Genomic DNA, 19,341 nt, shown 5'->3' on the forward strand with positions numbered 1-19,341 from the left:
CTGGGCGAAGAGTCGGAGCCTAGCGTCGTACTAATATTTCCGGCTTGTCACTCAGCCGGACCCGACGTGAGGACCCGATGGCAGCCATAGACGAGAGCAGCGCTCTCGGCCTGCTCGACGAAGAGATCCGCACGCAGTTCGGCGACAGGGCGCGTTTCTCGGCGGGGCCGGCCGCCTCACCGCGCACGCTCGTCGACGTCTTCGACGCGACCGTGCGGTCCCATCCGGACGAGCCGGCCCTGGACGACGGCACCACGTCTCTCACCTACCGTGCGCTGGCCGCCGAGGTGGAGCGGCTGCGGCAGCGGCTCGCCGACGCGGGGGTCGGGCTCGGGGACCGGGTCGGGGTGCGGGTTCCCTCGGGGACCAATGAGCTCTACGTCGCGATCCTCGCGGTCCTCGCCGCCGGTGCCGCCTACGTCCCCGTCGACGCGGAGGACCCGGACGAGCGGGCCGAGTTGGTGTTCGGGGAGGCGGCGGTGCGGGCCGTCATCGGGGCCGGACACACCGTCGCCGTCCACGGCGCCGCCGGCTCCCCCGCCGCGCGGCCCGGCGCCGGGCACGACGCCTGGATCATCTTCACCTCCGGCTCCACCGGCAGGCCCAAGGGCGTCGCCGTCACCCACCGCAGCGCCGCGGCCTTCGTGGACGCGGAGGCCGCGCTGTTCCTGACGGAGGATCCGATCGGGCCCGGGGACCGGGTCATGGCGGGGCTCTCCGTGGCCTTCGACGCCTCCTGCGAGGAGATGTGGCTGGCCTGGCGGTACGGCGCCTGCCTGGTGCCCGTGCCCCGGTCGCAGGTCCGCAGCGGCGCCGACCTCGGGCCCTGGCTGGTCGAGCAGGAGATCACCGTCGTCTCGACCGTGCCCACGCTGGCCGCGCTGTGGGAGCCGGAGACGCTCAACGACGTACGGCTGCTGATCTTCGGCGGCGAGGCCTGTCCGCCCGAACTGGCGCAACGGCTGGTGACCGAGGGACGCGAGGTGTGGAACACCTACGGGCCGACCGAGGCGACGGTGGTGGCCTGTGCCTCGCTGATGACCGGCGAGGAGCCCGTCAGGATCGGGCTGCCGCTGAACGGGTGGGAGCTGGCGGTCGTCGACGACGCCGGTGAGCCCGTGCCCATGGGCGGCAGCGGTCAGCTCGTGATCGGTGGGGTCGGGCTCGCCCGGTATCTCGACGCCGAGAAGGACGCGGAGAAGTACGCGCCCCTGGAGCCGCTGGGCTGGGAGCGGGCCTATCGCAGTGGTGACCTGGTCAGGGCGGAGCCCGAGGGGCTGATCTTCCTGGGGCGGGCCGACGAGCAGATCAAGCTCGGCGGGCGGCGGATCGAGCTCGGTGAGGTGGATGCCGCGCTGCAGGCGCTGCCGGGCGTCGCGGGGGCTGCGGCCGCCGTGCGGACCGCCCGCAGCGGCAACCAGCTGCTGGTCGGATATGTGGTCACCCAGGACGGCTGGGATCAGGCGGCCGCAGTGGAGAAGCTGCGCGCCGAGCTGCCCGCCGCGCTGGTGCCGCTGCTGGCTCCGGTCGCCGAGCTGCCCACCCGTACCTCCGGGAAGGTCGACCGGGGCGCCCTGCCCTGGCCGCTGGAGGGTGTGGAGACCCCGAAGGCCGACCTGTACGGCACCGAGGCCTGGCTCGCCGAGCAGTGGGCGGAGGTCCTGGGCATCCCGGTGACCGGCGCCTGCGACGACTTCTTCGCGATCGGCGGCGGCAGCCTGGCCGCGGCCCAGCTCACCACCCGGCTGCGCACCCGCTACCCGAGCGCGGCCGTCCTGGACATCTACCAGCAGCCCACGCTGCGCAAGCTGGCCCGGCGGCTGGAGGCCTCGGCGCAGGACGACGGCGGGACCCGCACGGTCGCGCCGGTTCCGGTCCGCGCCCAGGCCGTGCAGGTCCTGCTGATCCTTCCGCTGGTCACGCTGCTCGGACTGCGCTGGACGCTGGTGCTGGCCGCCGTCGGGAACCTGCTGCCCGGCTACGCCTGGCTGCCGGCCGCTCCCTGGTGGCTGTTCGCGGCCGGAGCCCTGCTGTTCTTCACCCCGCCGGGCCGGATCGCGCTCGCGGCGGGCGGGGCGCGGCTGCTGTTGCGGGGTGTCACGCCCGGGCGGTACCCGCGCGGGGGGAGCGTGCACCTGCGGCTGTGGACGGCCGAGCGGCTGGCCGAGTTCAGCGGGGCCACCGCGCTGACCGGATCGTGGCTGGAGCGGTACGCGCGGGCGCTGGGCGCGAAGGTGGGCCCCGAGGTGGACCTGCACTCGCTGCCGCCGGTCACCGGCATGCTCAAGCTGGGCCGGGGCGCGGCCGTCGAGTCCGAGGTCGACCTGTCCGGCTACTGGCTGGACGGCGACCGGCTGGAGATCGGCCCGGTCAAGGTGGGCGCACACGCCGTCGTCGGCACCCGCAGCATGCTGTTCCCGGGTGCCCGGGTCGGCAAGCGGGCCGAGGTGGCGCCGGGTTCCGCGGTCACCGGGCAGGTGCCGACCGGCCAGCGGTGGGCGGGCGCGCCCGCGGTCAAGCTCGGCAAGGCCAAGCGCAACTGGCCCAAGGAGCGACCGCAGCGGGGCAGGTACTGGAGGGTGATGTACGGGGCGGCGGGCGTCGCGCTCGGTGCGCTGCCGCTGCTCGCGGGCGTGCCCGCGCTGCTGGTGGCCCGCTCGTTCGTGGCGCCCGGCAGCTCGCTCGCCGGGGCCCTGCGCGGGGCCGCGCTCGGGCTGGCACCGGCGACGCTCGCCTACGGGCTGGCCTACGCGCTGCTGATCGTGGTCGGCGTGCGCCTGCTCAGCCTGGGGCTGCGCGAGGGCACTCATCCGACGCACGGCCGGGTCGGCTGGCAGGCGTGGACCGTGACACAGCTGATGGACCGCGCCCGCGAGACGCTGTTCCCGCTGTACGCGGGGCTGGTCACACCGGTGTGGCTGCGGCTGCTGGGCATGCGGATCGGGCGGGGCGCCGAGGTGTCGACCGTGCTCGCGCTGCCGAGCCTGACCACGGTGGGCGACGGCGCGTTCCTCGCGGACGACACGCTGACGGCGCCGTACGAGCTCGGCGGCGGCTGGGTGCGGATCGGGCGCGCCGAGATCGGGCGGCGGGCGTTCCTCGGGAACTCCGGCATGACGGGGCCGGGGCGGAGCGTGCCGGACGGCGGTCTGGTCGGCGTGCTGTCGGCGACGCCGAAGAAGGCGAAGAAAGGCACCTCGTATCTGGGGCTGCCGCCGGTGAAGCTGCCGCGCAGCAGCACCGACGGGGACCAGCGCCGTACGTACGAGCCGTCCGCGTGGCTGCTGTGGGCGCGGGGTCTGGTGGAGCTGTGCCGGATCGTGCCGGTGCTGTGTTCGGCGGCGCTGGCCGCTGCGACGGTGGCGGCGCTGTGTGCGCTGGGGGCGTGGGCCTGGGCGCTGTCCGGTGTGGTGCTGCTCGGCGCGGGCGCCGTGGCGGCCCTGGTGTCGGTGGCCGCGAAGTGGCTGCTCGTGGGGCGGCACCGGGCCGGGGAGCATCCGCTGTGGAGTTCCTTCGTGTGGCGCGGGGAGCTGGCGGACACGTTCGTCGAGGTGCTGGCGGTGCCGTGGCTGGCGGGAGCCGTGCCGGGCACGCCGGTGATGACGGCGTGGCTGCGCGGGCTGGGCGCGCGCATCGGCAGGGGCGTGTGGGTGGAGAGCTACTGGCTGCCGGAGGCGGACCTGGTGACCCTTGAGGACGCGGCTACCGTCAACCGCGGCTGCGTGCTGCAGACGCACCTCTTCCACGACCGGATCTTGCGGACGGATACTGTGGTCCTCCGTGAGGGCGCCACGCTGGGCCCTGGCGGGATCGTGCTGCCCGGCAGCACGGTCGGGGCCCGTACGACCCTGGGGCCCGCGTCGCTCGTCATGGCCGCGGAGTCCGTCCCGGACGACACCCGCTGGCTCGGCAATCCGATCGAGGCGTGGCGTCCGTGAGCGCAGGCCCCTCGGAGCCGGTGGACGGGGCACCGGCACCATGTGGTGGCACAGCGCAGGGAGCAGACACAGCAGTGGCAGTTCAGCAGTCGGCCGGCCCGGACCCGTACTTCCCGGACAACGGTGACGCCCGCTACCGGGTGCACCGCTACGAACTCGCGCTGGACTACCGCCCGGGCCCCAACCGGCTGGCCGGCAGTGCCCGGATCAACGCCATCGCCGGCCCGGCTCCGCTCACCGAATTCCAGCTCAACCTGGCCGACTTCAGGATCGGCCGGGTGCGGGTGGACGGCAGGCAGCCGCACTACACGCACCGTGGCGGGCGGCTGCGGATCCGCCCGGCCAAGCCGGTCCGGGCCGGGGCCGCCTTCACCGTCGAGGTCCACTGGTCGGGCAACCCCAGGCCGGTGAACAGCCCCTGGGGCGGGCTCGGCTGGGAGGAACTGGCGGACGGGGCACTGGTGGCGAGCCAGCCGGTCGGGGCGCCGTCCTGGTACCCGTGCAACGACCGGCCCGCGGACAAGGCGTCCTACCTGATCTCGGTGACCACGCCGTCGGCGTACACGGTGGTCTCGGGCGGGCGCCTGCTGACCCGTACGACGAAGGCCTCGACGACGACCTGGGTGTACGAGCAGTCCGCGCCCACGTCCAGCTACCTCGTCGGCCTGGCGATCGGCACGTTCCAGACGGTGCTGCTGGGCGATCCCGGACCGGGCGGGGTGCCGCAGCACGGTCACATCCCGGCGCAGCTGCTGTCGAAGTTCTCGCGGGACTTCGCGCGGCAGCCGGCGATGATGGAGCTGTTCCAGGAGCTCTTCGGCCCGTACCCGTTCGACAGCTACGCGGTCGCGGTGACCGAGGAGGAGCTCGATGTGCCGGTGGAGGCACAGGGGTTGTCGCTGTTCGGCTCCAACCACGTGGACGGTGCCCGCGGCTGGGAGCGGCTGGTGGCGCACGAGCTGGCCCACCAGTGGTTCGGCAACTGCGTGTCCATCGCCGACTGGCGACACATCTGGCTGAACGAGGGCTTCGCCAAGTACGCGGAGTGGCTGTGGTCGGAACGCTCCGGCGGCCGTACCGCCCAGCAACTGGCCGGGGCCGCCCACCGGTTGCTGTCCGCGCTCCCTCAGGACCTGCGGATCGCCGACCCGGGCCGCAAGGCGATGTTCGACGACCGGCTCTACGAGCGGGGCGGCCTCGCGCTGCACGCGGTGCGCTGCGCGCTGGGCGACGAGGCGTTCTTCCGCATGCTGCGCGGCTGGGTGCGGCTGCACCGCAACGGTTCGGTGACGACGGCGGCGTTCGCCGGGCATGTGGCCCGGTTCGCGGACGAGCCGCTGGACGGGCTGCTCGAGGCGTGGCTGTACGGGCCGCAGCTGCCGGCGCTGCCGGTGCTCCGGGACGTTCCGTAGAGGTTTTCCGCGGCCCGCGGCGTGTTTCTAGACTTGAGGGGTGGCCCGGCCCAATGACGAGGTCGAGGCGCTCCTGCGGGAGTACGCGGACCTCATCGCGATCACGGGAGGCGACGCCTTCAAGGCGCGCGCCTACGAGAAGGCGGCGCGTGCCATCGGCGGCTACCCGGCCGACATCTCCAGGCTGGACGAGGACGGGCTGAAGGAGATCCCGAACGTGGGCCGCTCGATCGCGGACAAGGTGGCCGAGTACCTGCGCACCGGGAAGATGGCGGTCGTCGAGGAGCGCCGGGCGAAGATCCCCGCCGGCGTCCGGGAGCTGATCACGATCCCGACCCTGGGCCCGAAGAAGGCGCTGCGGCTCTACGAGGACCTGCACATCTCGTCGGTGAACGAGCTGGCCGCGGCGATCGAGGCGGACGCGCTGGCCGATCTGAAGGGCTTCGGGGAGAAGACCCAGGACAACATCCGGCACGGCATCGAACTGCTCCAGCGGGCGGGCGCCCGGGTGCCGCTGTCGCTGGCCCTGGACACCGCCGAGGAGATCGTCGCCGAGCTGTCCGCGGTGACCGGGTGCACACGCTGCGCCTACGCCGGCTCGCTGCGCCGGATGCGGGAGACCGTCGGGGATCTGGACGTCCTGGTGGCGGCGAAGCGGTCGGAGCCGTTCATGGCGGCGCTGTGCGACCTGCCGGCCACCGCCGAGGTCGTCGCGCGGGGCTCGAAGAAGACGTCGGTGCGCACCGCCAGGGGCCTCCAGGTGGATCTGCGCGTGCTGCCGCCGGAGTCGTGGGGCGCCGGGATGCAGTACTTCACCGGTTCCAAGGCGCACAACATCCGCACCCGCACCATCGCCGTGCACCAGGGGCTGAAGCTTTCCGAGTACGGCCTGTTCGACGCCGAGAGCGGCGACTCGCTGGCCTCCCGCACCGAGGACGAGGTGTACGCCCGGCTCGGGCTGCCGTGGATCGCGCCGACGCTGCGGGAGGACCGCGGGGAGATCGAGGCGGCGCTGCGTGGCGAGCTGCCCGACGTGGTGACCGTGCGGGACATCCGCGGTGACCTGCACACCCACACCGACCTCACGGACGGCCTGGCTCCGCTGGAGCAGATGGTGGCGGCCGCCGCCGAGCGGGGCTACGCGTACTACGCGGTCACCGACCACGCGCCCCACCTGTACATGCAGCGCATGACCGACGAGAAGATCCTCGCGCAGCGGGAACGCCTCCGCGAGCTGGACGGCGCCCACCACCGGATGCGGCTGCTGCACGGCACGGAGCTCAACATCGACCCGGACGGCGCGGTCGACTGGCCCCAGGAGTTCCTGGCCGGCTTCGACCTGTGCGTGGCCTCGCTGCACTCGCACTTCGACCTGGGGCGAAAGGCGATGACCCGGCGGCTGGTGCGGGCCTGCGAGAACCCGTACGTCAACATCATCGGGCATCCGACGACCCGGCTGATCGGCAGGCGGCCGGGCGTCGACGCCGACTGGGACGAGGTGTTCGCGGTGTGCGCGCACACCGGCACCGCACTGGAGGTCAACGCCCAGCCGGACCGTCTCGACCTGTGCGACGAGGACATCCTGCGCGCCCGGGAGCACGGTGTGAGGTTCGCCGTGAACACCGACGCCCACTCCGTTCCGCACCTGGCGCAGCTGCGCTACGGCGTGGGCACCGCGCAGCGCGGCTGGCTCACCGGCGACGACGTGATCAACACCTGGCCGCTGACGAGGCTGCGCCGCTTCCTGCGGAAGGGGAGGTGAGCGGCGGCGTCATTCCCGGTCCAGCCACAGGGGCGACAGGTCCTCTGTCTCGGCGGCCCCCACCGCCTTCATGTCGCCGTCGGCGGCGCGCAGGAGCAGCCTGCCCATGGCGATCAGGGCGCGCCCGGCCGCGAGTTCGTCGCCGATGTCGGGTACGTCCGCGTCGTACGGGCTCCGGCGGGCCTCCGCATGGCTCTCCAGGACGTTGTCGCCGGTGTCCAGGACGATCCGGGCGGTGGTGTCCGGGTCGTGCTCGGAGAGGTACAGGTTCAGCCGCCATTCCTTGACGGCCGGAGGACGGCTGGTCACGGGTCGGGTCATGGTCCGCCTCCCAGGACTGCATCGCCCTTCCACTGTGCACCCCGCCAGGCCCGGACGCCTCCTCCGGGTGCGGGCAGAATGTGCCCCATGACCTCGCGCACCTGCCCCTGTGGACTCCCTGGGCCCTACGACGCCTGCTGTGGCCGTTTCCACGCGGGACCGGCCGCCGCGCCGACCGCCGAGCTGCTCATGCGGTCCCGGTACAGCGCGTTCGTGACGGGGAACGCGGGATATCTGCTGCGCACCTGGCATCCGCGGACCCGCCCCGAACGGCTGGAGCTGGATCCGCGGATGAAGTGGACGGGCCTGGAGATCCTGGACACCGCCGACGGGTCCGCCTTCCACTCCACGGGCACGGTGACGTTCCGGGCCTCCTACCGGGGCGGTTCGCTGCACGAGCGGAGCCGGTTCGAGCGGGTGGACGGCGCCTGGGTGTACGTGGACGGGGACTTCCTGGACTGACCGGACTAGGGCGCGAGGATGTCCAGTTCCTGCAGGGCGCCCATGGTGATCTCCCGGGTCAGCTGCTCGGCCCGGGCCGCGTCGCCCGCGCGCACCGCCTCGGCCACCTGCACGTGGAGGGTGACGGCCGCGGGGTCGGGGTCCTCGAACATGACCTCGTGGTGGGTGCGGCCCGCCAGGACTTCCGCGACGACGTCGCCGAGCCGGGCGAACATCTCGTTGCCCGACGAGTTGAGGATCACCCGGTGGAAGGCGACGTCGTGCACCAGGTACTCGTGCAGCCTGTGGCCGCGTGAGGTGGCGACCATACCGAGCGCGCACTCGGTGAGCGCGGCGCACTGCTCGGCGGTGGCGTGCTTGGCGGCGAGGCCGGCCGCGACGGGTTCGACCGCCGAGCGCAGCACGGTCAGCGAACGCAGCTGGTGCGGTCGGTCGGCGCCCGCGAGGCGCCAGCGGATCACCTGCGGGTCGTACACGTTCCACTCGGCCTTGGGGCGGACGGTCACGCCCACCCGGCGTCGGGACTCGACCAGGTGCATGGACTCCAGTACACGGACCGCCTCGCGCATCACCGAGCGCGACACCTCGAAGTGCTGGGCGAGCTCGTCCGTGCGCAGCACGCTGCCCGGAGGGTACTCACCCGCTGTGATCGCGGGGCCGAGGGTGTCCAGTACATGACCGTGCAGCCCCCTGCCCGGTGTGCTCATGCACTCAGCGTACGGCGTGGATCACCGACAGAAAAAGTCAGACTTATACATCACACAGTCTTGAATTCGTCGTACCTAATGGGTTTCAGTGTGGCGACGCCGATGTGGCGTCGGATGTCGAGGAAGACAGCGAGGCAGTTCATGCGAACCCCCCAGGTCGTCGTCGTGATGGGCGTCGCGGGGACGGGCAAGACCACGATCGGTCCCCTGCTCGCCGCGCGGCTGGGCGTCCCGTACGCCGAGGGCGACGACTTCCACCCGCAGGCCAACATCGACAAGATGTCGGCCGGGATCCCGCTCGAGGACGCGGACAGGTGGCCCTGGCTGGATGCCATCGGTCACTGGGCGCACCAGCGGGCCGGACTGGGCGGGGTGGTCAGCAGCTCGGCGCTGAAGCGGGCCTACCGCGACCGGCTCAGGGCCGCCGCGCCCGGTGTCGTGTTCGTGCACCTCACCGGCGACCGGAAGCTGATCGAGGACCGGATGGGGCAGCGGCAGGGGCACTTCATGCCGACCGCGCTGCTGGACTCCCAGTTCGCCGCGCTGCAGCCTCTGGAGCCGGACGAGGCGGGGGTCGGCGTTGACGTCGTCGGCAGCCCCCAGGAGATCACCGATCGCGCCGTGCGGGCGCTCGCGGCACTTCCCGACACCAAGTAGCACTCCCCCGTCCCCCGTAACCGCAAGGGAACCCCCGTGACCAGACTCAGCGTCGAGATGCTGGCAGCGGACGCACCTCCGCCGATCACCTCCGCCGGACACGCCCAGCTGGGCATCGCCGTCCTGGTGGGCATGGCCGTGATCGTCCTGCTCATCACCAAGTTCAAGCTCCATGCCTTCCTGGCGCTGACCATCGGGTCACTGGCGCTCGGGGCGGTCGCCGGAGCGCCGCTCGACAAGGCCATCACCAGCTTCACCACCGGCCTCGGCTCCACGGTGGCCGGCGTGGGCGTCCTGATCGCGCTCGGGGCGATCCTGGGCAAGCTCCTCGCCGACTCCGGGGGCGCCGACCAGATCGTCGACACGATCCTCGCCAGGGCGGGCGGCCGTGCCATGCCCTGGGCGATGGTGCTCATCGCCTCCGTGATCGGCCTGCCGCTGTTCTTCGAGGTCGGCATCGTGCTGCTGATCCCGGTCGTGCTCATGGTCGCCAAGCGCGGCAACTACTCCCTGATGCGCATCGGCATCCCGGCGCTGGCCGGCCTGTCCGTGATGCACGGCCTGATCCCGCCGCACCCCGGCCCGCTGGTCGCGATCGACGCGCTGCACGCCAACCTGGGCGTGACGCTGGCGCTGGGCCTCCTCGTCGCCATACCGACCGTGATCATCGGCGGTCCGCTGTTCTCGAAGGTCGCGAGCCGCTGGGTGGACGTCCCGGCGCCCGACCGGATGCTGCCGCAGCGTCCCTCGGAGGAGCTTCAGCGCCGTCCGGGCTTCGGTGCGACGCTCGCCACCATGTTGCTGCCCGTGGTGCTGATGCTGGCCAGGGCGCTGGTGGACATCGTCGTCGACGACCCCGCGAACCCGACCCAGCGCGTCTTCGACATCATCGGATCCCCGCTGATCGCCCTGCTCGCCGCCGTGATCGTCGGCTTCTTCACGCTGGGACGGCCCGCCGGGTTCAGCAAGGAACGCCTCCAGCAGACCGTCGACAAGGGCCTGATGCCCATCGCCGGGATCCTGCTGATCGTCGGCGCCGGCGGCGGTTTCAAGCAGACGCTGATCGACTGCGGTGTCGGCCAGATGATCCTGGACATCTCCAGGCACTGGTCCATCCCGGCGCTGCTGCTGGCCTGGCTGATCGCGGTGGTGATCCGGCTGGCGACCGGTTCGGCGACGGTGGCGACGGTCTCGGCGGCCGGCCTGGTCGCACCCCTCGCGGCCGGCATGTCCACCACCCACACCGCCCTCCTGGTGCTCGCGATCGGCTCCGGCTCGCTCTTCTTCAGCTTCGTCAACGACGCCGGCTTCTGGCTGGTGAAGGAGTACTTCGGGCTGACGGTCGGGCAGACCACCAAGACCTGGTCGATCATGGAGACGATCCTCTCGGTGGTCGGGGGCGGTCTGGTCCTGCTGCTGTCCCTGGTGATCTAGCGGACCGAGGAGCGCTACGACGATGACGGCCCACCCCCTCTTCGACATCGGCGGCCGCACGGCCCTGGTCACCGGCTCCGGCCGGGGCATAGGCCTCGCGCTGGCCCGGGGCCTGGCCGAGGCCGGCTGCACGGTGGTCCTCAACGGGCGCGACGCCGGCCGGCTGGCCGAGGCCGCGGCGGAACTGCCCGGTGCCCCGCACACGGCGGTGTTCGACGTGACCGACGGCGCCGCGGTTGCCACCGGGATCGCGGACGTCGAGGAGCGGGTGGGCCCGCTCGACATCCTCGTCAACAACGCGGGCATGCAACTGCGCGCCCCGCTGCTGGAGTTCGCGGACCGCGACTGGCAGCGGATCCTGGACACCAACCTCACCGGCGCGTTCCTCGTCGGGCGGGAGGCCGCCCGGCGGATGACGGAGCGCGGTCACGGAAAGATCATCAACATCTGCTCGCTGCAGAGCGAGGTCGTACGGCCGGGCATCGCGCCGTACGCGGCGACCAAGGGCGCGCTGAAGATGCTCACCAAGGGCATGTGCGCGGACTGGGGGCCGCACGGCGTGCAGGTCAACGGGCTCGGCCCCGGCTACATCGAGACCGAGCTGACCCGCCCGCTGGTCCAGGACGAGGAGTTCAGCTCCTGGGTCCGCCGGCGCACCCCGGCCGGGCGCTGGGGCCGTACCGAGGACCTGGTGGGCGGCCTGCTCTACCTCGCCTCGCCGGCCTCGGACTTCGTCAACGGCCAGATGCTGTACGTCGACGGCGGTATGACGAGCGTCCTGTGAAAGGGGCCGCGGCGATGCTGGGATGTGTGATCCACGGAGCCGGCGATCTGCGGGTGGCGGAGCTGCCGGAGCCCGAACCCGGCCCAGGGGAGGCGCTGGTGGCCGTCCGCCACGGCGGGGTGTGCGGCTCCGATCTGCACTACTGGCGGCACGGCGGGGTCGGGGACTTCCGGCTCCGGGAGCCGATGGTGCTCGGCCACGAGGTGGTGGGCACGGTGGTGTCCTACGGCTCCGGGGCCACGGGTCCCGCGCCGGGTACGGCGGTCGCCGTGCATCCCGCCACCCCGTGCGGGCACTGCCCGGAGTGCTCCGACGGACGGCCCAACGTCTGCCGGGACACCCGGTATCTGGGCAGCGCGGCCCGCTTTCCGCATGTCCAGGGCGCCTTCGCCGGCCGGATCGCCGTACCGGCCGGCCAGGTGCGGGCGCTGCCAGAAGGACTCGGGCTGCGACGGGCCGCCCTCGCCGAGCCGCTGTCGGTGGCGCTGCACGCGGTGCGGCGGGCCGGTGCCGTGTCCGGCGGGCATGTGCTCGTCACCGGGGCGGGGCCGATCGGGTGCCTGGTGGTCGCGGCGGCGAAGGCGGCCGGCGCGACCCGGGTGACGGCGGCCGACCCGGTGCCGGAGGCGCTCCGGTACGCGGCCGTGGCCGGGGCCGACGCGCTCGTACGGGCCGACGACCCCGCCGATGCCGGATGGCCGGACGAGGTGGACGTGGCCGTCGAGGCGTCCGGGGTCGCGGCCGGGCTGGACACCTGTCTGCGGCGGGTGCGGCGCGGGGGTGTGGTCGTACAGCTCGGGATGCTGCCGCCGGGGCGGAGTCCGTTCGCCGGGAACCTTCTGGTGAGCCGGGAGATCGAGCTGCGGGGCGCGTTCCGCTTCAGCGCCGAGTTCGACGACGCCCTGGAACTGCTGGCCGCCCGGGGGGAGTTCGACGGCCTGGTCAGCGCGGTGGTTCCGGTGGGGGAGGCCGCGGACGCCTTCGCGCTGGCCGCCGATCGGACGCGGTCCTGCAAGGTGTTGCTGGAGTTCGGGGACTAGGGGCGCCACAAGGGGTGTTCCCGCTCCGCCCACTGCCTGCTCACCGTCCCCGTCCGCAGGCCCCGTCTCGCCTCCGGGTCCCCCAGGGCCATGCCGATGTGACCGGCCAGGACCACGCCGATGGTCAGGGCGAGCCAGTCGTGGACGAAGGTCGCCGAGGTGCGCCACATCACGGGGGCGAGGTGGGTGAACCACATCAGCAGACCGGTGCCGAGCATGACCAGGGTGGCGCCGGCGATCCAGGCGGCGTACACCTTCTGGCCGGCGTTGAACTTGCCGGCAGGGCGTGAGCCGCGGCGCTTGTCACGGATCAGGGCGGCGCGCAGCCAGACCTTGTCGTGCGGGCCGAAGCGGTTGAGGAAGCGCAGGTCGGCACGGAAGGCGCGGGAGGCCAGGCCCAGCAGGACCGGGAGGGGCAGCGCGAGACCGGCGCATTCGTGGACGCGGACGACCAGTTCGCGGCGGCCGACCAGGACCGCCAGCTGGGGGATGTACAGGACGGCCGCCGTGGCCACGCAGACGCCCATCAGGGCGGCCGTGGTGCGGTGCACCCAGCGTTCGGCCCGGCCGAAGCGGCGGACACGGGCGCTCGGCGGGGCCGGGGTCTCAGTTCGTAGGGTCATCGGTCCGTCCGTTCGAGCGGCCGACCCAGGCGTCGACGTCGTAGCCGAGGTGCTCCCAGTAGCCGGGCTCGACCCGGTCGGTGACCGTGATCCCGGAGAGCCACTTGGCCGACTTGTAGAAGTACATCGGGGCGACATAGAGGCGGACCGGGCCGCCGTGGTCGTGCGAGATGTCCTTGTCCTGCATGCGCAGGGCGACCAGGACGTCGGGTCGGCGGGCCTGGGCGAGGGTGAGGCTCTCGGTGTACGTGCCGTCGAAGCAGGTGAAGCGGATCGCCTTCGCGGTGGGACGGACCCCGGCGGCGTCCAGCAGGTGGGCGAGGCGCACGCCCTCGAAGGGGGTGCCGGGGACCCGCCAGCCGGTGACGCACTGGACGTCCTTGACCAGCCGGGTCTGCGGCAGTGCACGCAGGTCGGCGAGGCCGTAGGTGCGCGGGCGGTCGACCAGGCCGTCGATCTTCAGCTGGTAGTTCGCCGCGTCCTTGTGCGGCACCGACGCGGCGACGGAGTAGTAGCGGAAGCCGCCCCCGTTGGGCAGCAGCCCGGTCAGGCCCGTGGGGTCCTTGCCGGCGACGGCGCCGAGGAAGCCCTCCAGGCCGCGTTGCAGCACCGGCGCGGCGGCGACGCCGAGCGCGCCCAGACCGAGGGTGCCGAGGAAGACACGGCGGCCGATGGGCCTGCCGTCCTGTTCCTCCGATCGTTCAGAGTTCACGCATTCATTCGAGCACTCGGGGCCCCGGGGGGCCAGGGAATCCGGTCACTGGTCAGGGTTCCGTAATCACTTCTTACGTGCGTCCCGCAGAGCAGTACGTCGCAGCAGGGCGTGCCGTTCAGCGCGTGGGTGCGCGCCGCGTGGAAGGCGGCCCGCGGGTCGCGGTGCGCGTAGGACCAGGGCGCCCGGGTGGCGTGCCGGCCGATGCGCCGGAACAGGGCCGCCGCCTCGGCCGGGCGGCCGGCGCAGGACAGGGCGAAGGCGAGGTGGTTGAGGTCGATGTGGCGGCGGGGGTGTTCGTCCTGCTCCCACTCCAGCCACCAGTCGAAACAGGCGCCGAGGATCCGCCGGGCCCTGGGGCCTGACCAGTGCCCGCAGGCCACGGGGCCGGCCGGTGCCGGACCGGTGGCGGCGCGCACCCGGTACCGCTCGGCGTAGGCGACGACCGGCAGGACGGCGAGCGGGGAGTCGGCCGGGGCCTCGGCGGCGGCCAGCTCGGCGATGTCGTACACCTCGTGGTCCTCGGCCGTCCGGCCGGCTGCGGGCCGTTCGGCGAGGCGGGCGAGCAGCAGGTGGTGGCCGTGATGGTGCTCGGGGTGACGGCGGCGCAGCTCGGCGAAGGCGCCGAGCACCTCGCGCTCCGGGCCGAGGGCGCGGGCGAGCCGGAGCAGCCCGAGCCAGGGGGTGGGGTCGGCGGGGGCGTGCGCGGCGGCGGTGGCGCAGGCCTCGCGCGCCAGGTCGGGGTTCTCCTTGCCGCGCAGGGCCCGCTGGACCTGGGCGAGGGCGTACAGCACGGTGGCGTCGGCGGAGCCCGGCTCGGCGTGCAGCCAGTCGCGGGCCCGGGCCACTGCGTACGGTTCCCGGGCGAGCACGGTGAGGCGGTGGCCGCGGCGGTCCCAGTCGTCGCCGGTGTGCCGCAGCAGGGAGCGGGCTGCCTGCCGCCGGCCCTGCGCCAAGGCGGCGCGTGCGGTGTGCAGTTCGCCGTCGTCGAAGGCGTCGTCGAAGGCGTGGGAGTCGTCGGTGCCGTCCGGGGCGGTGTCGCCGGACCGGTCCTTGGGGGCCCGGCGCGCACCGAGCAGGGGTGGGAGAGGGGGCACCGCGGGGCTTCCTGTTTGTTCGGGCTGCCATCGGCCGATCACTCACAGCAAACCCCCAGCCAAGGTTTGCGTCAAGCGGAACCAGGTGTTGCTGGGTTCAACTACCGTGACACAAAGGGAACTTGGAAAACTCCACGCGGGTGGGACGTCGTGCCGGAGGGGGTACTCGGTGGTCGGCTGTGGCGTACGCCATGGCGTCGGGACGCCGGGCCCCGGAGCATGGCGCATCGACCGCCCTGTTCCGGGTACCTTCGGGCCGATGCCGTCCCGAGGGCGCTACAGTCGGCCACTACGCACCCGTGGTCCGGCCGGATGATCGAGGTACGCAGCGTGTCCGTTCTGGTTCTCCTTCTCGCCGTGAGTGCCGCCTGCTGTCTGGGCTTCGGGTTCGTGCTCCAGCAGAACGCCGCGCAGAAGGCACCGCTGAGCGACTTCCTGTCCTTCCGGCTGCTGCTCGACCTGATCCGGATGCCCCGCTGGCTGGGGGGCCTCGGCCTGATGGTGGCCGGCATGGTGCTGGGGGCCCTCGCCCTGGGCAAGGGCGACATCTCCCTGGTCGAACCGCTGCTCGCCACCAACCTGCTGTTCGCCCTCGCCCTCTCCCGGCACCAGACCAAGCAGCCCCTCGGCCGCCAGGGCTGGGCCGGACTGCTGCTGCTCGCCGGCGGGGTGAGCACGTTCATCATGGCGGGCGAACCACGCGGCGGCAGCGCGATCGACGATCCGCTGCGGCACTGGCTGATCATCGGCGCGATGGTGGGCGCCGCCCTGGTGCTCACGACGTACGGCAAGCGCTCCCGGATGAGCTGGGGCCCGGTGCTGCTGGCCACCGCCGCCGGGCTGCTGTACGGCGTCCAGGACGCCCTGACCCGGGTGAGTGGCACCCGCTTCTCCGAGGGCGGCTTCGCCGAGCTGTTCACCGGCTGGCAGCCGTACGGCGTGCTGGCCTGCGGGGCCACCGGGCTGCTGCTGGTGCAGAGCGCCTTCGAGACGGCCCCGCTGCGCATGTCACTGCCCGCGCTGACCGCCGCCGAACCCCTCGCCGGCATCCTGTGCGGCGTCGGCTTCCTCGGCGACCGGCTGCGCACCGACACCGGGGCGCTGGCCTGGGAGGCGGCCGGGCTCGCCGCGGTGGTCGCGGGCATCGTGCTGCTGGGGCTGCACCCGGCGATGCCGTGCGGCACGGCGGAGGCGGAGCCCCCGGCCCGCGATCTGCAGCGGCGCTGAGAGGGAGCCTGCTTGGATGGGGGCATGAACCCTGCCGACGAAATCCTCGACATCGTCGACGAGAACGACCAGGTGATCGCCCAGAGCCCGCGGGGGGAGGCGTACGCCCGCGGACTGCGCCACCGCTGCGTGTTCGTCCAGGCCCGGGACGCGGCCGGCCGGCTCTTCGTCCACCGCCGCACGGCCACCAAGCTCGTCTTCCCCGCGCTGTACGACATGTTCGTCGGCGGGGTCGTCGCGGCGGGCGAGTCCTACGACCGGGCCGCGCTGCGGGAGGCCGAGGAGGAACTGGGCGTGACCGGGCTCCCCCGGCCGGCGTACCTCTTCAAGTTCCTGTACGGCGACAGGGCCGGGAACAGCTGGTGGTCGGCGGTGTACGAGGTGCGCTGCGAGCTGCCGGTGAGCCCGCAGGTGGAGGAGGTCCAGTGGTACGACTTCCTGGCCGAGGAGGAGGTCGAGCGGCGGCTCGGGGAGTGGGAGTGGGTGCCGGACGGGCTGGCGGCGTACGAGCGGCTGAGGGCGTTCCGCGGCGGCCGGTGAGGCGCCGGCGGTCCGGCAGCCCGGACGAAGGGCCTAGCGCGCCTCGCCCGCCTCGCTCTGCCGGTCCGCCACCGTGACGACGATCTTCCCGCGGGTGCGGCCCTCCTGGCTCAGCCGGTGCGCGTCGGCCGCCCGCTCCAGCGGGAACGTGTCCTGGACGTGCACCGTGACGACGCCCTGCTCGGCCAGCCCCGACAGGGCGGCCAGGTCCTCGGCGTCCGGACGGACGAAGCAGTAGCGGCCGCCGTGGCTCAGCACCTCCGGGTCGGCGATCGACGCCAGCCGCCCCTCCGGAGCGAGCAGGCCGGCCGAGGCCTTCAGCGTGTCGCCGCCGACGGTGTCGAAGACCGCGTCGACGCCGTCCGGGGCCAGCCCGCGCACCCGCTCGGCCAGGCCCGCGCCGTAGGACACCGGCTCCCCGCCGAGGCCGCGTACGTAGGCGTGGTTGCGTTCGCCGGCCGTACCGAAGACGCGGGCGCCGAGGTGGACGGCGATCTGGACGGCGAAGGATCCGACCCCGCCGGCCGCCGCGTGCACCAGCACGGTCTCCCCGCGCTCGACCTCCAGCGCCTTGAGCAGGACCTGGTAGGCGGTGAGCCCCGCGAGCGGCAGCCCGGCGGCCTCCTCGAAGGACAGGTTGCGCGGCTTGCGGGCCAGGGTGCGCACGGGAGCGGCGACGTACTCGGCGAGGGTGCCGCGGGAGAGGAAGTCCTCACGGCAGTACCCGATGACCTCGTCGCCCACCTCGAACTCCGTGACCGAGGCGCCGGGGCGGACGACCACCCCGCTGACGTCCCAGCCGGGGATCACCGGGAAGACGGCGTCCAGGACCGCGTCGAGACGGCCCTCGCGGCACTTCCAGTCGACCGGGTTGACGGCCGCGGCGCGGACCTCGACCAGCACCTGGTCGGGGCCGACCTTCGGGTCGCGCAGCTCGCCGTACTCCAGCACCTCGGGTCCGCCGTACCGGCGGTAGCTGATGCCCTTCATGTCCTCGACCCTCGGGGGTACTCGGGCGCCACGCAAGTGGTTTGGGCAGACACATCCGGATTCGCAGGGGTTCGGACGTACCCTGCCCGTCGCCGCACCCCGTACCCCCGAAGGTGAGCACCATGACCGCCCTTCACCAGGAACACACCGAGCACGGCACGCACCGCCACGGCCCGGACTGCGGGCACGACGCCGTACCGCACGGCGACCACCTGGACTACCTGCACGACGGGCATCTGCACCGCGAGCACGGGGGTCACTGGGACGAGTGCGAACCGGCCGGTCACACCGTCCACGAGGGCCATGAGCACGTGCACTACGACGAGTGCGGGCACGCCCAGGTGCGGCACGGTGACCACGTCGACTACCTGCACGACGGGCACCGGCACGCCGAGCACGGGGACCACTGGGACGACCACTGAGCCGGCCGCGCGACCCGTCCGCGCACGGAGACCGAGTCCGACGACCCTCCGGGGCGAGCGCTCCGGGGGGCGTCGGCCTATCGTGGCTCCGGTCACGTTCGGCCTGATGTCCGGTACGCGCACTGGACTACATACCGACCGGTCGGCATCATGAGTCGGGTTCCTGTTCACCCGTTCGTAGGAGTGATGTATGAGCGCCGACCACCCGCCCGGACTCGACCTGGACCGGCTGCGTGCCCTGCTCGACAGCGAGCACCCCGGTCTGGTGACCGGCCCCCTGACCGGCCGGCTGATCGAGGGCGGACGGTCGAACCTCACCTACGCGCTTTCCGACGGCACCTCGAAATGGGTCGTGCGACGGCCCCCGCTCGGCCACGTCCTCGCCACGGCGCACGACATGAAGCGCGAGCACCGCGTGATCAGCGCCCTGCACCCGACTCTGGTGCCGGTCCCGCGCCCCGTGCTGCTGTGCGAGGACGAGGAGGTGCTCGGGGCTCCGTTCTACGTCATGGAGTTCGTCGAGGGCACCCCCTACCGCACCGCCCAGCAGCTCGCCCCGCTGGGCCCCGAGCGCACCCGGAACGCCGTGTTGTCCCTGGTGGACACGCTGGTCGAGCTGCACGCGGTGGACGCCGCCGAGGTGGGCCTGCGGGACTTCGGCCGCCCCGAGGGCTTCCTGGACCGGCAGTTGCGCCGCTGGGGCAAGCAGCTGGACGCCTCCCGCAACCGCGAACTGGCCGGCATCGACGAACTGCACGCGGCCCTGGGCCGGGAGCTGCCGCGGTCCCCCGCGCCCGCCGTCGTCCACGGCGACTACCGCCTCGACAACGTGCTGATCGGCGACGACGACGAGATCAAGGCGATCCTCGACTGGGAGATGTCCACCCTCGGCGACCCGCTCACCGACCTGGGCCTACTGGTGATGTACAGCCGCCCGCTGGGCATGGCCGGCTCCCCGGTCTCCACCACCGCCGAGGCCCCCGGCCACCCCTTGCCGCGGGAGCTGATCGAGCGGTACGCGGCGCGCTCCGGGCGGGACGTGTCGGCGGTCTCCTGGTACGAGGCGTTCGCCTGGTTCAAGCTCGCCGTGATCCTGGAGGGCATCCACTACCGGTACACCCTCGGCCAGACGGTCGGGCACGGCTTCGACCGGATCGGCGACCTCGTGCCCGTCTTCATCGACCACGGACTGACCACTCTTCAGGAAGGCTGA

18 protein-coding genes are annotated in these 19,341 nt (G+C 72.8%); 12 read left to right on the top strand and 6 right to left on the bottom strand.

Annotated elements, in window-relative coordinates; translation table 11 throughout:
- Window positions 1–77: 77 nt before the first annotated feature.
- From ABZ919_RS33780 to polX, 3 genes are all read left to right on the top strand, one after another.
- Window positions 78–3,938 carry a Pls/PosA family non-ribosomal peptide synthetase gene (locus ABZ919_RS33780; protein WP_361255476.1) on the top strand — a complete coding sequence of 1,287 codons (3,861 nt, stop codon included), beginning with the start codon at window positions 78–80 and terminating at the stop codon, window positions 3,936–3,938.
- Between the two features lie 74 nt (window positions 3,939–4,012).
- Window positions 4,013–5,350: a M1 family metallopeptidase gene (locus tag ABZ919_RS33785; protein WP_361255479.1), complete on the top strand. Its 1,338-nt coding sequence runs from the start codon at window positions 4,013–4,015 to the stop codon at window positions 5,348–5,350.
- 40 nt (window positions 5,351–5,390) lie between these two features.
- Window positions 5,391–7,112, top strand: a complete 1,722-nt coding sequence (polX, locus tag ABZ919_RS33790; protein WP_361255482.1) for a DNA polymerase/3'-5' exonuclease PolX — start codon at window positions 5,391–5,393, stop codon at window positions 7,110–7,112.
- A 9-nt stretch (window positions 7,113–7,121) separates the two neighbouring features.
- On the opposite strand, the gene ABZ919_RS33795 is transcribed toward polX, so the two are convergent.
- Window positions 7,122–7,433, bottom strand: a complete 312-nt coding sequence (locus ABZ919_RS33795) for a dsRBD fold-containing protein (protein ID WP_361255485.1) — start codon at window positions 7,431–7,433, stop codon at window positions 7,122–7,124.
- 87 nt (window positions 7,434–7,520) lie between these two features.
- Here ABZ919_RS33795 and ABZ919_RS33800 point away from each other — a divergent pair, with 87 nt between their 5' ends.
- Complete coding sequence (locus ABZ919_RS33800) at window positions 7,521–7,895, top strand: YchJ family protein (RefSeq protein WP_361255487.1); 375 nt, start codon at window positions 7,521–7,523, stop codon at window positions 7,893–7,895.
- Between the two features lie 5 nt (window positions 7,896–7,900).
- Here the strand turns inward: ABZ919_RS33800 and ABZ919_RS33805 are convergent, their stop codons facing one another.
- The gene (locus ABZ919_RS33805) at window positions 7,901–8,602 is read right to left on the bottom strand and encodes a FadR/GntR family transcriptional regulator (RefSeq protein ID WP_361255490.1); all 702 of its coding nucleotides are present in this window, start codon (window positions 8,600–8,602) and stop codon (window positions 7,901–7,903) included.
- A gap of 141 nt (window positions 8,603–8,743) precedes the next feature.
- Between ABZ919_RS33805 and ABZ919_RS33810 the strand changes: the two genes are divergently transcribed.
- From ABZ919_RS33810 to ABZ919_RS33825, 4 genes are read left to right on the top strand one after another with little or no spacing between them, the layout of a single operon-like run.
- A complete protein-coding gene (locus ABZ919_RS33810) occupies window positions 8,744–9,259 on the top strand; it encodes a gluconokinase (RefSeq protein WP_361255493.1) in 516 nt (171 codons plus the stop codon).
- A 36-nt stretch (window positions 9,260–9,295) separates the two neighbouring features.
- Window positions 9,296–10,693 carry a gluconate:H+ symporter gene (locus ABZ919_RS33815; protein ID WP_361255496.1) on the top strand — a complete coding sequence of 466 codons (1,398 nt, stop codon included), beginning with the start codon at window positions 9,296–9,298 and terminating at the stop codon, window positions 10,691–10,693.
- Between the two features lie 22 nt (window positions 10,694–10,715).
- Window positions 10,716–11,477, top strand: coding sequence for an SDR family oxidoreductase (locus tag ABZ919_RS33820; RefSeq protein WP_361255498.1), 762 nt, complete (start codon window positions 10,716–10,718; stop codon window positions 11,475–11,477).
- A gap of 14 nt (window positions 11,478–11,491) precedes the next feature.
- Window positions 11,492–12,517 carry an L-idonate 5-dehydrogenase gene (locus ABZ919_RS33825; protein ID WP_361255501.1) on the top strand — a complete coding sequence of 342 codons (1,026 nt, stop codon included), beginning with the start codon at window positions 11,492–11,494 and terminating at the stop codon, window positions 12,515–12,517.
- Here ABZ919_RS33825 and ABZ919_RS33830 read toward each other — a convergent pair.
- From ABZ919_RS33830 to ABZ919_RS33840, 3 genes are read right to left on the bottom strand one after another with little or no spacing between them, the layout of a single operon-like run.
- Window positions 12,514–13,140 carry a cytochrome b/b6 domain-containing protein gene (locus ABZ919_RS33830; RefSeq protein ID WP_361255504.1) on the bottom strand — a complete coding sequence of 209 codons (627 nt, stop codon included), beginning with the start codon at window positions 13,138–13,140 and terminating at the stop codon, window positions 12,514–12,516. The two genes, ABZ919_RS33825 and ABZ919_RS33830, sit on opposite strands and share 4 nt — an antisense overlap.
- Window positions 13,124–13,852 (bottom strand): molybdopterin-dependent oxidoreductase, encoded by a 729-nt coding sequence (locus ABZ919_RS33835; RefSeq protein WP_361255507.1) that lies wholly within the window; start codon window positions 13,850–13,852, stop codon window positions 13,124–13,126. The genes ABZ919_RS33830 and ABZ919_RS33835 overlap by 17 nt, the downstream gene beginning before the upstream one ends.
- Window positions 13,849–14,949: a hypothetical protein gene (locus ABZ919_RS33840; protein ID WP_361255509.1), complete on the bottom strand. Its 1,101-nt coding sequence runs from the start codon at window positions 14,947–14,949 to the stop codon at window positions 13,849–13,851. Before ABZ919_RS33840 ends, ABZ919_RS33835 begins: the two co-directional genes overlap by 4 nt.
- A 330-nt stretch (window positions 14,950–15,279) precedes the next feature.
- Here ABZ919_RS33840 and ABZ919_RS33845 point away from each other — a divergent pair, with 330 nt between their 5' ends.
- Complete coding sequence (locus tag ABZ919_RS33845) at window positions 15,280–16,176, top strand: DMT family transporter (RefSeq protein ID WP_361255512.1); 897 nt, start codon at window positions 15,280–15,282, stop codon at window positions 16,174–16,176.
- Between the two features lie 24 nt (window positions 16,177–16,200).
- Window positions 16,201–16,716 carry an NUDIX domain-containing protein gene (locus ABZ919_RS33850; RefSeq protein WP_361255514.1) on the top strand — a complete coding sequence of 172 codons (516 nt, stop codon included), beginning with the start codon at window positions 16,201–16,203 and terminating at the stop codon, window positions 16,714–16,716.
- A gap of 33 nt (window positions 16,717–16,749) precedes the next feature.
- Here ABZ919_RS33850 and ABZ919_RS33855 read toward each other — a convergent pair whose 3' ends face one another.
- Window positions 16,750–17,706: an NADP-dependent oxidoreductase gene (locus ABZ919_RS33855; RefSeq protein ID WP_361255517.1), complete on the bottom strand. Its 957-nt coding sequence runs from the start codon at window positions 17,704–17,706 to the stop codon at window positions 16,750–16,752.
- 122 nt (window positions 17,707–17,828) lie between these two features.
- On the opposite strand from ABZ919_RS33855, the gene ABZ919_RS33860 reads away from it, so the two are divergent.
- Together ABZ919_RS33860 and ABZ919_RS33865 are read left to right on the top strand one after the other, a co-directional pair.
- Complete coding sequence (locus ABZ919_RS33860) at window positions 17,829–18,128, top strand: hypothetical protein (RefSeq protein ID WP_361255520.1); 300 nt, start codon at window positions 17,829–17,831, stop codon at window positions 18,126–18,128.
- A gap of 190 nt (window positions 18,129–18,318) precedes the next feature.
- The gene (locus ABZ919_RS33865) at window positions 18,319–19,341 is read left to right on the top strand and encodes a phosphotransferase family protein (protein ID WP_361255523.1); all 1,023 of its coding nucleotides are present in this window, start codon (window positions 18,319–18,321) and stop codon (window positions 19,339–19,341) included.

It is taken from the genome of Streptomyces sp. NPDC046759 (assembly GCF_040645475.1).
GTDB lineage: Bacteria > Actinomycetota > Actinomycetes > Streptomycetales > Streptomycetaceae > Streptomyces.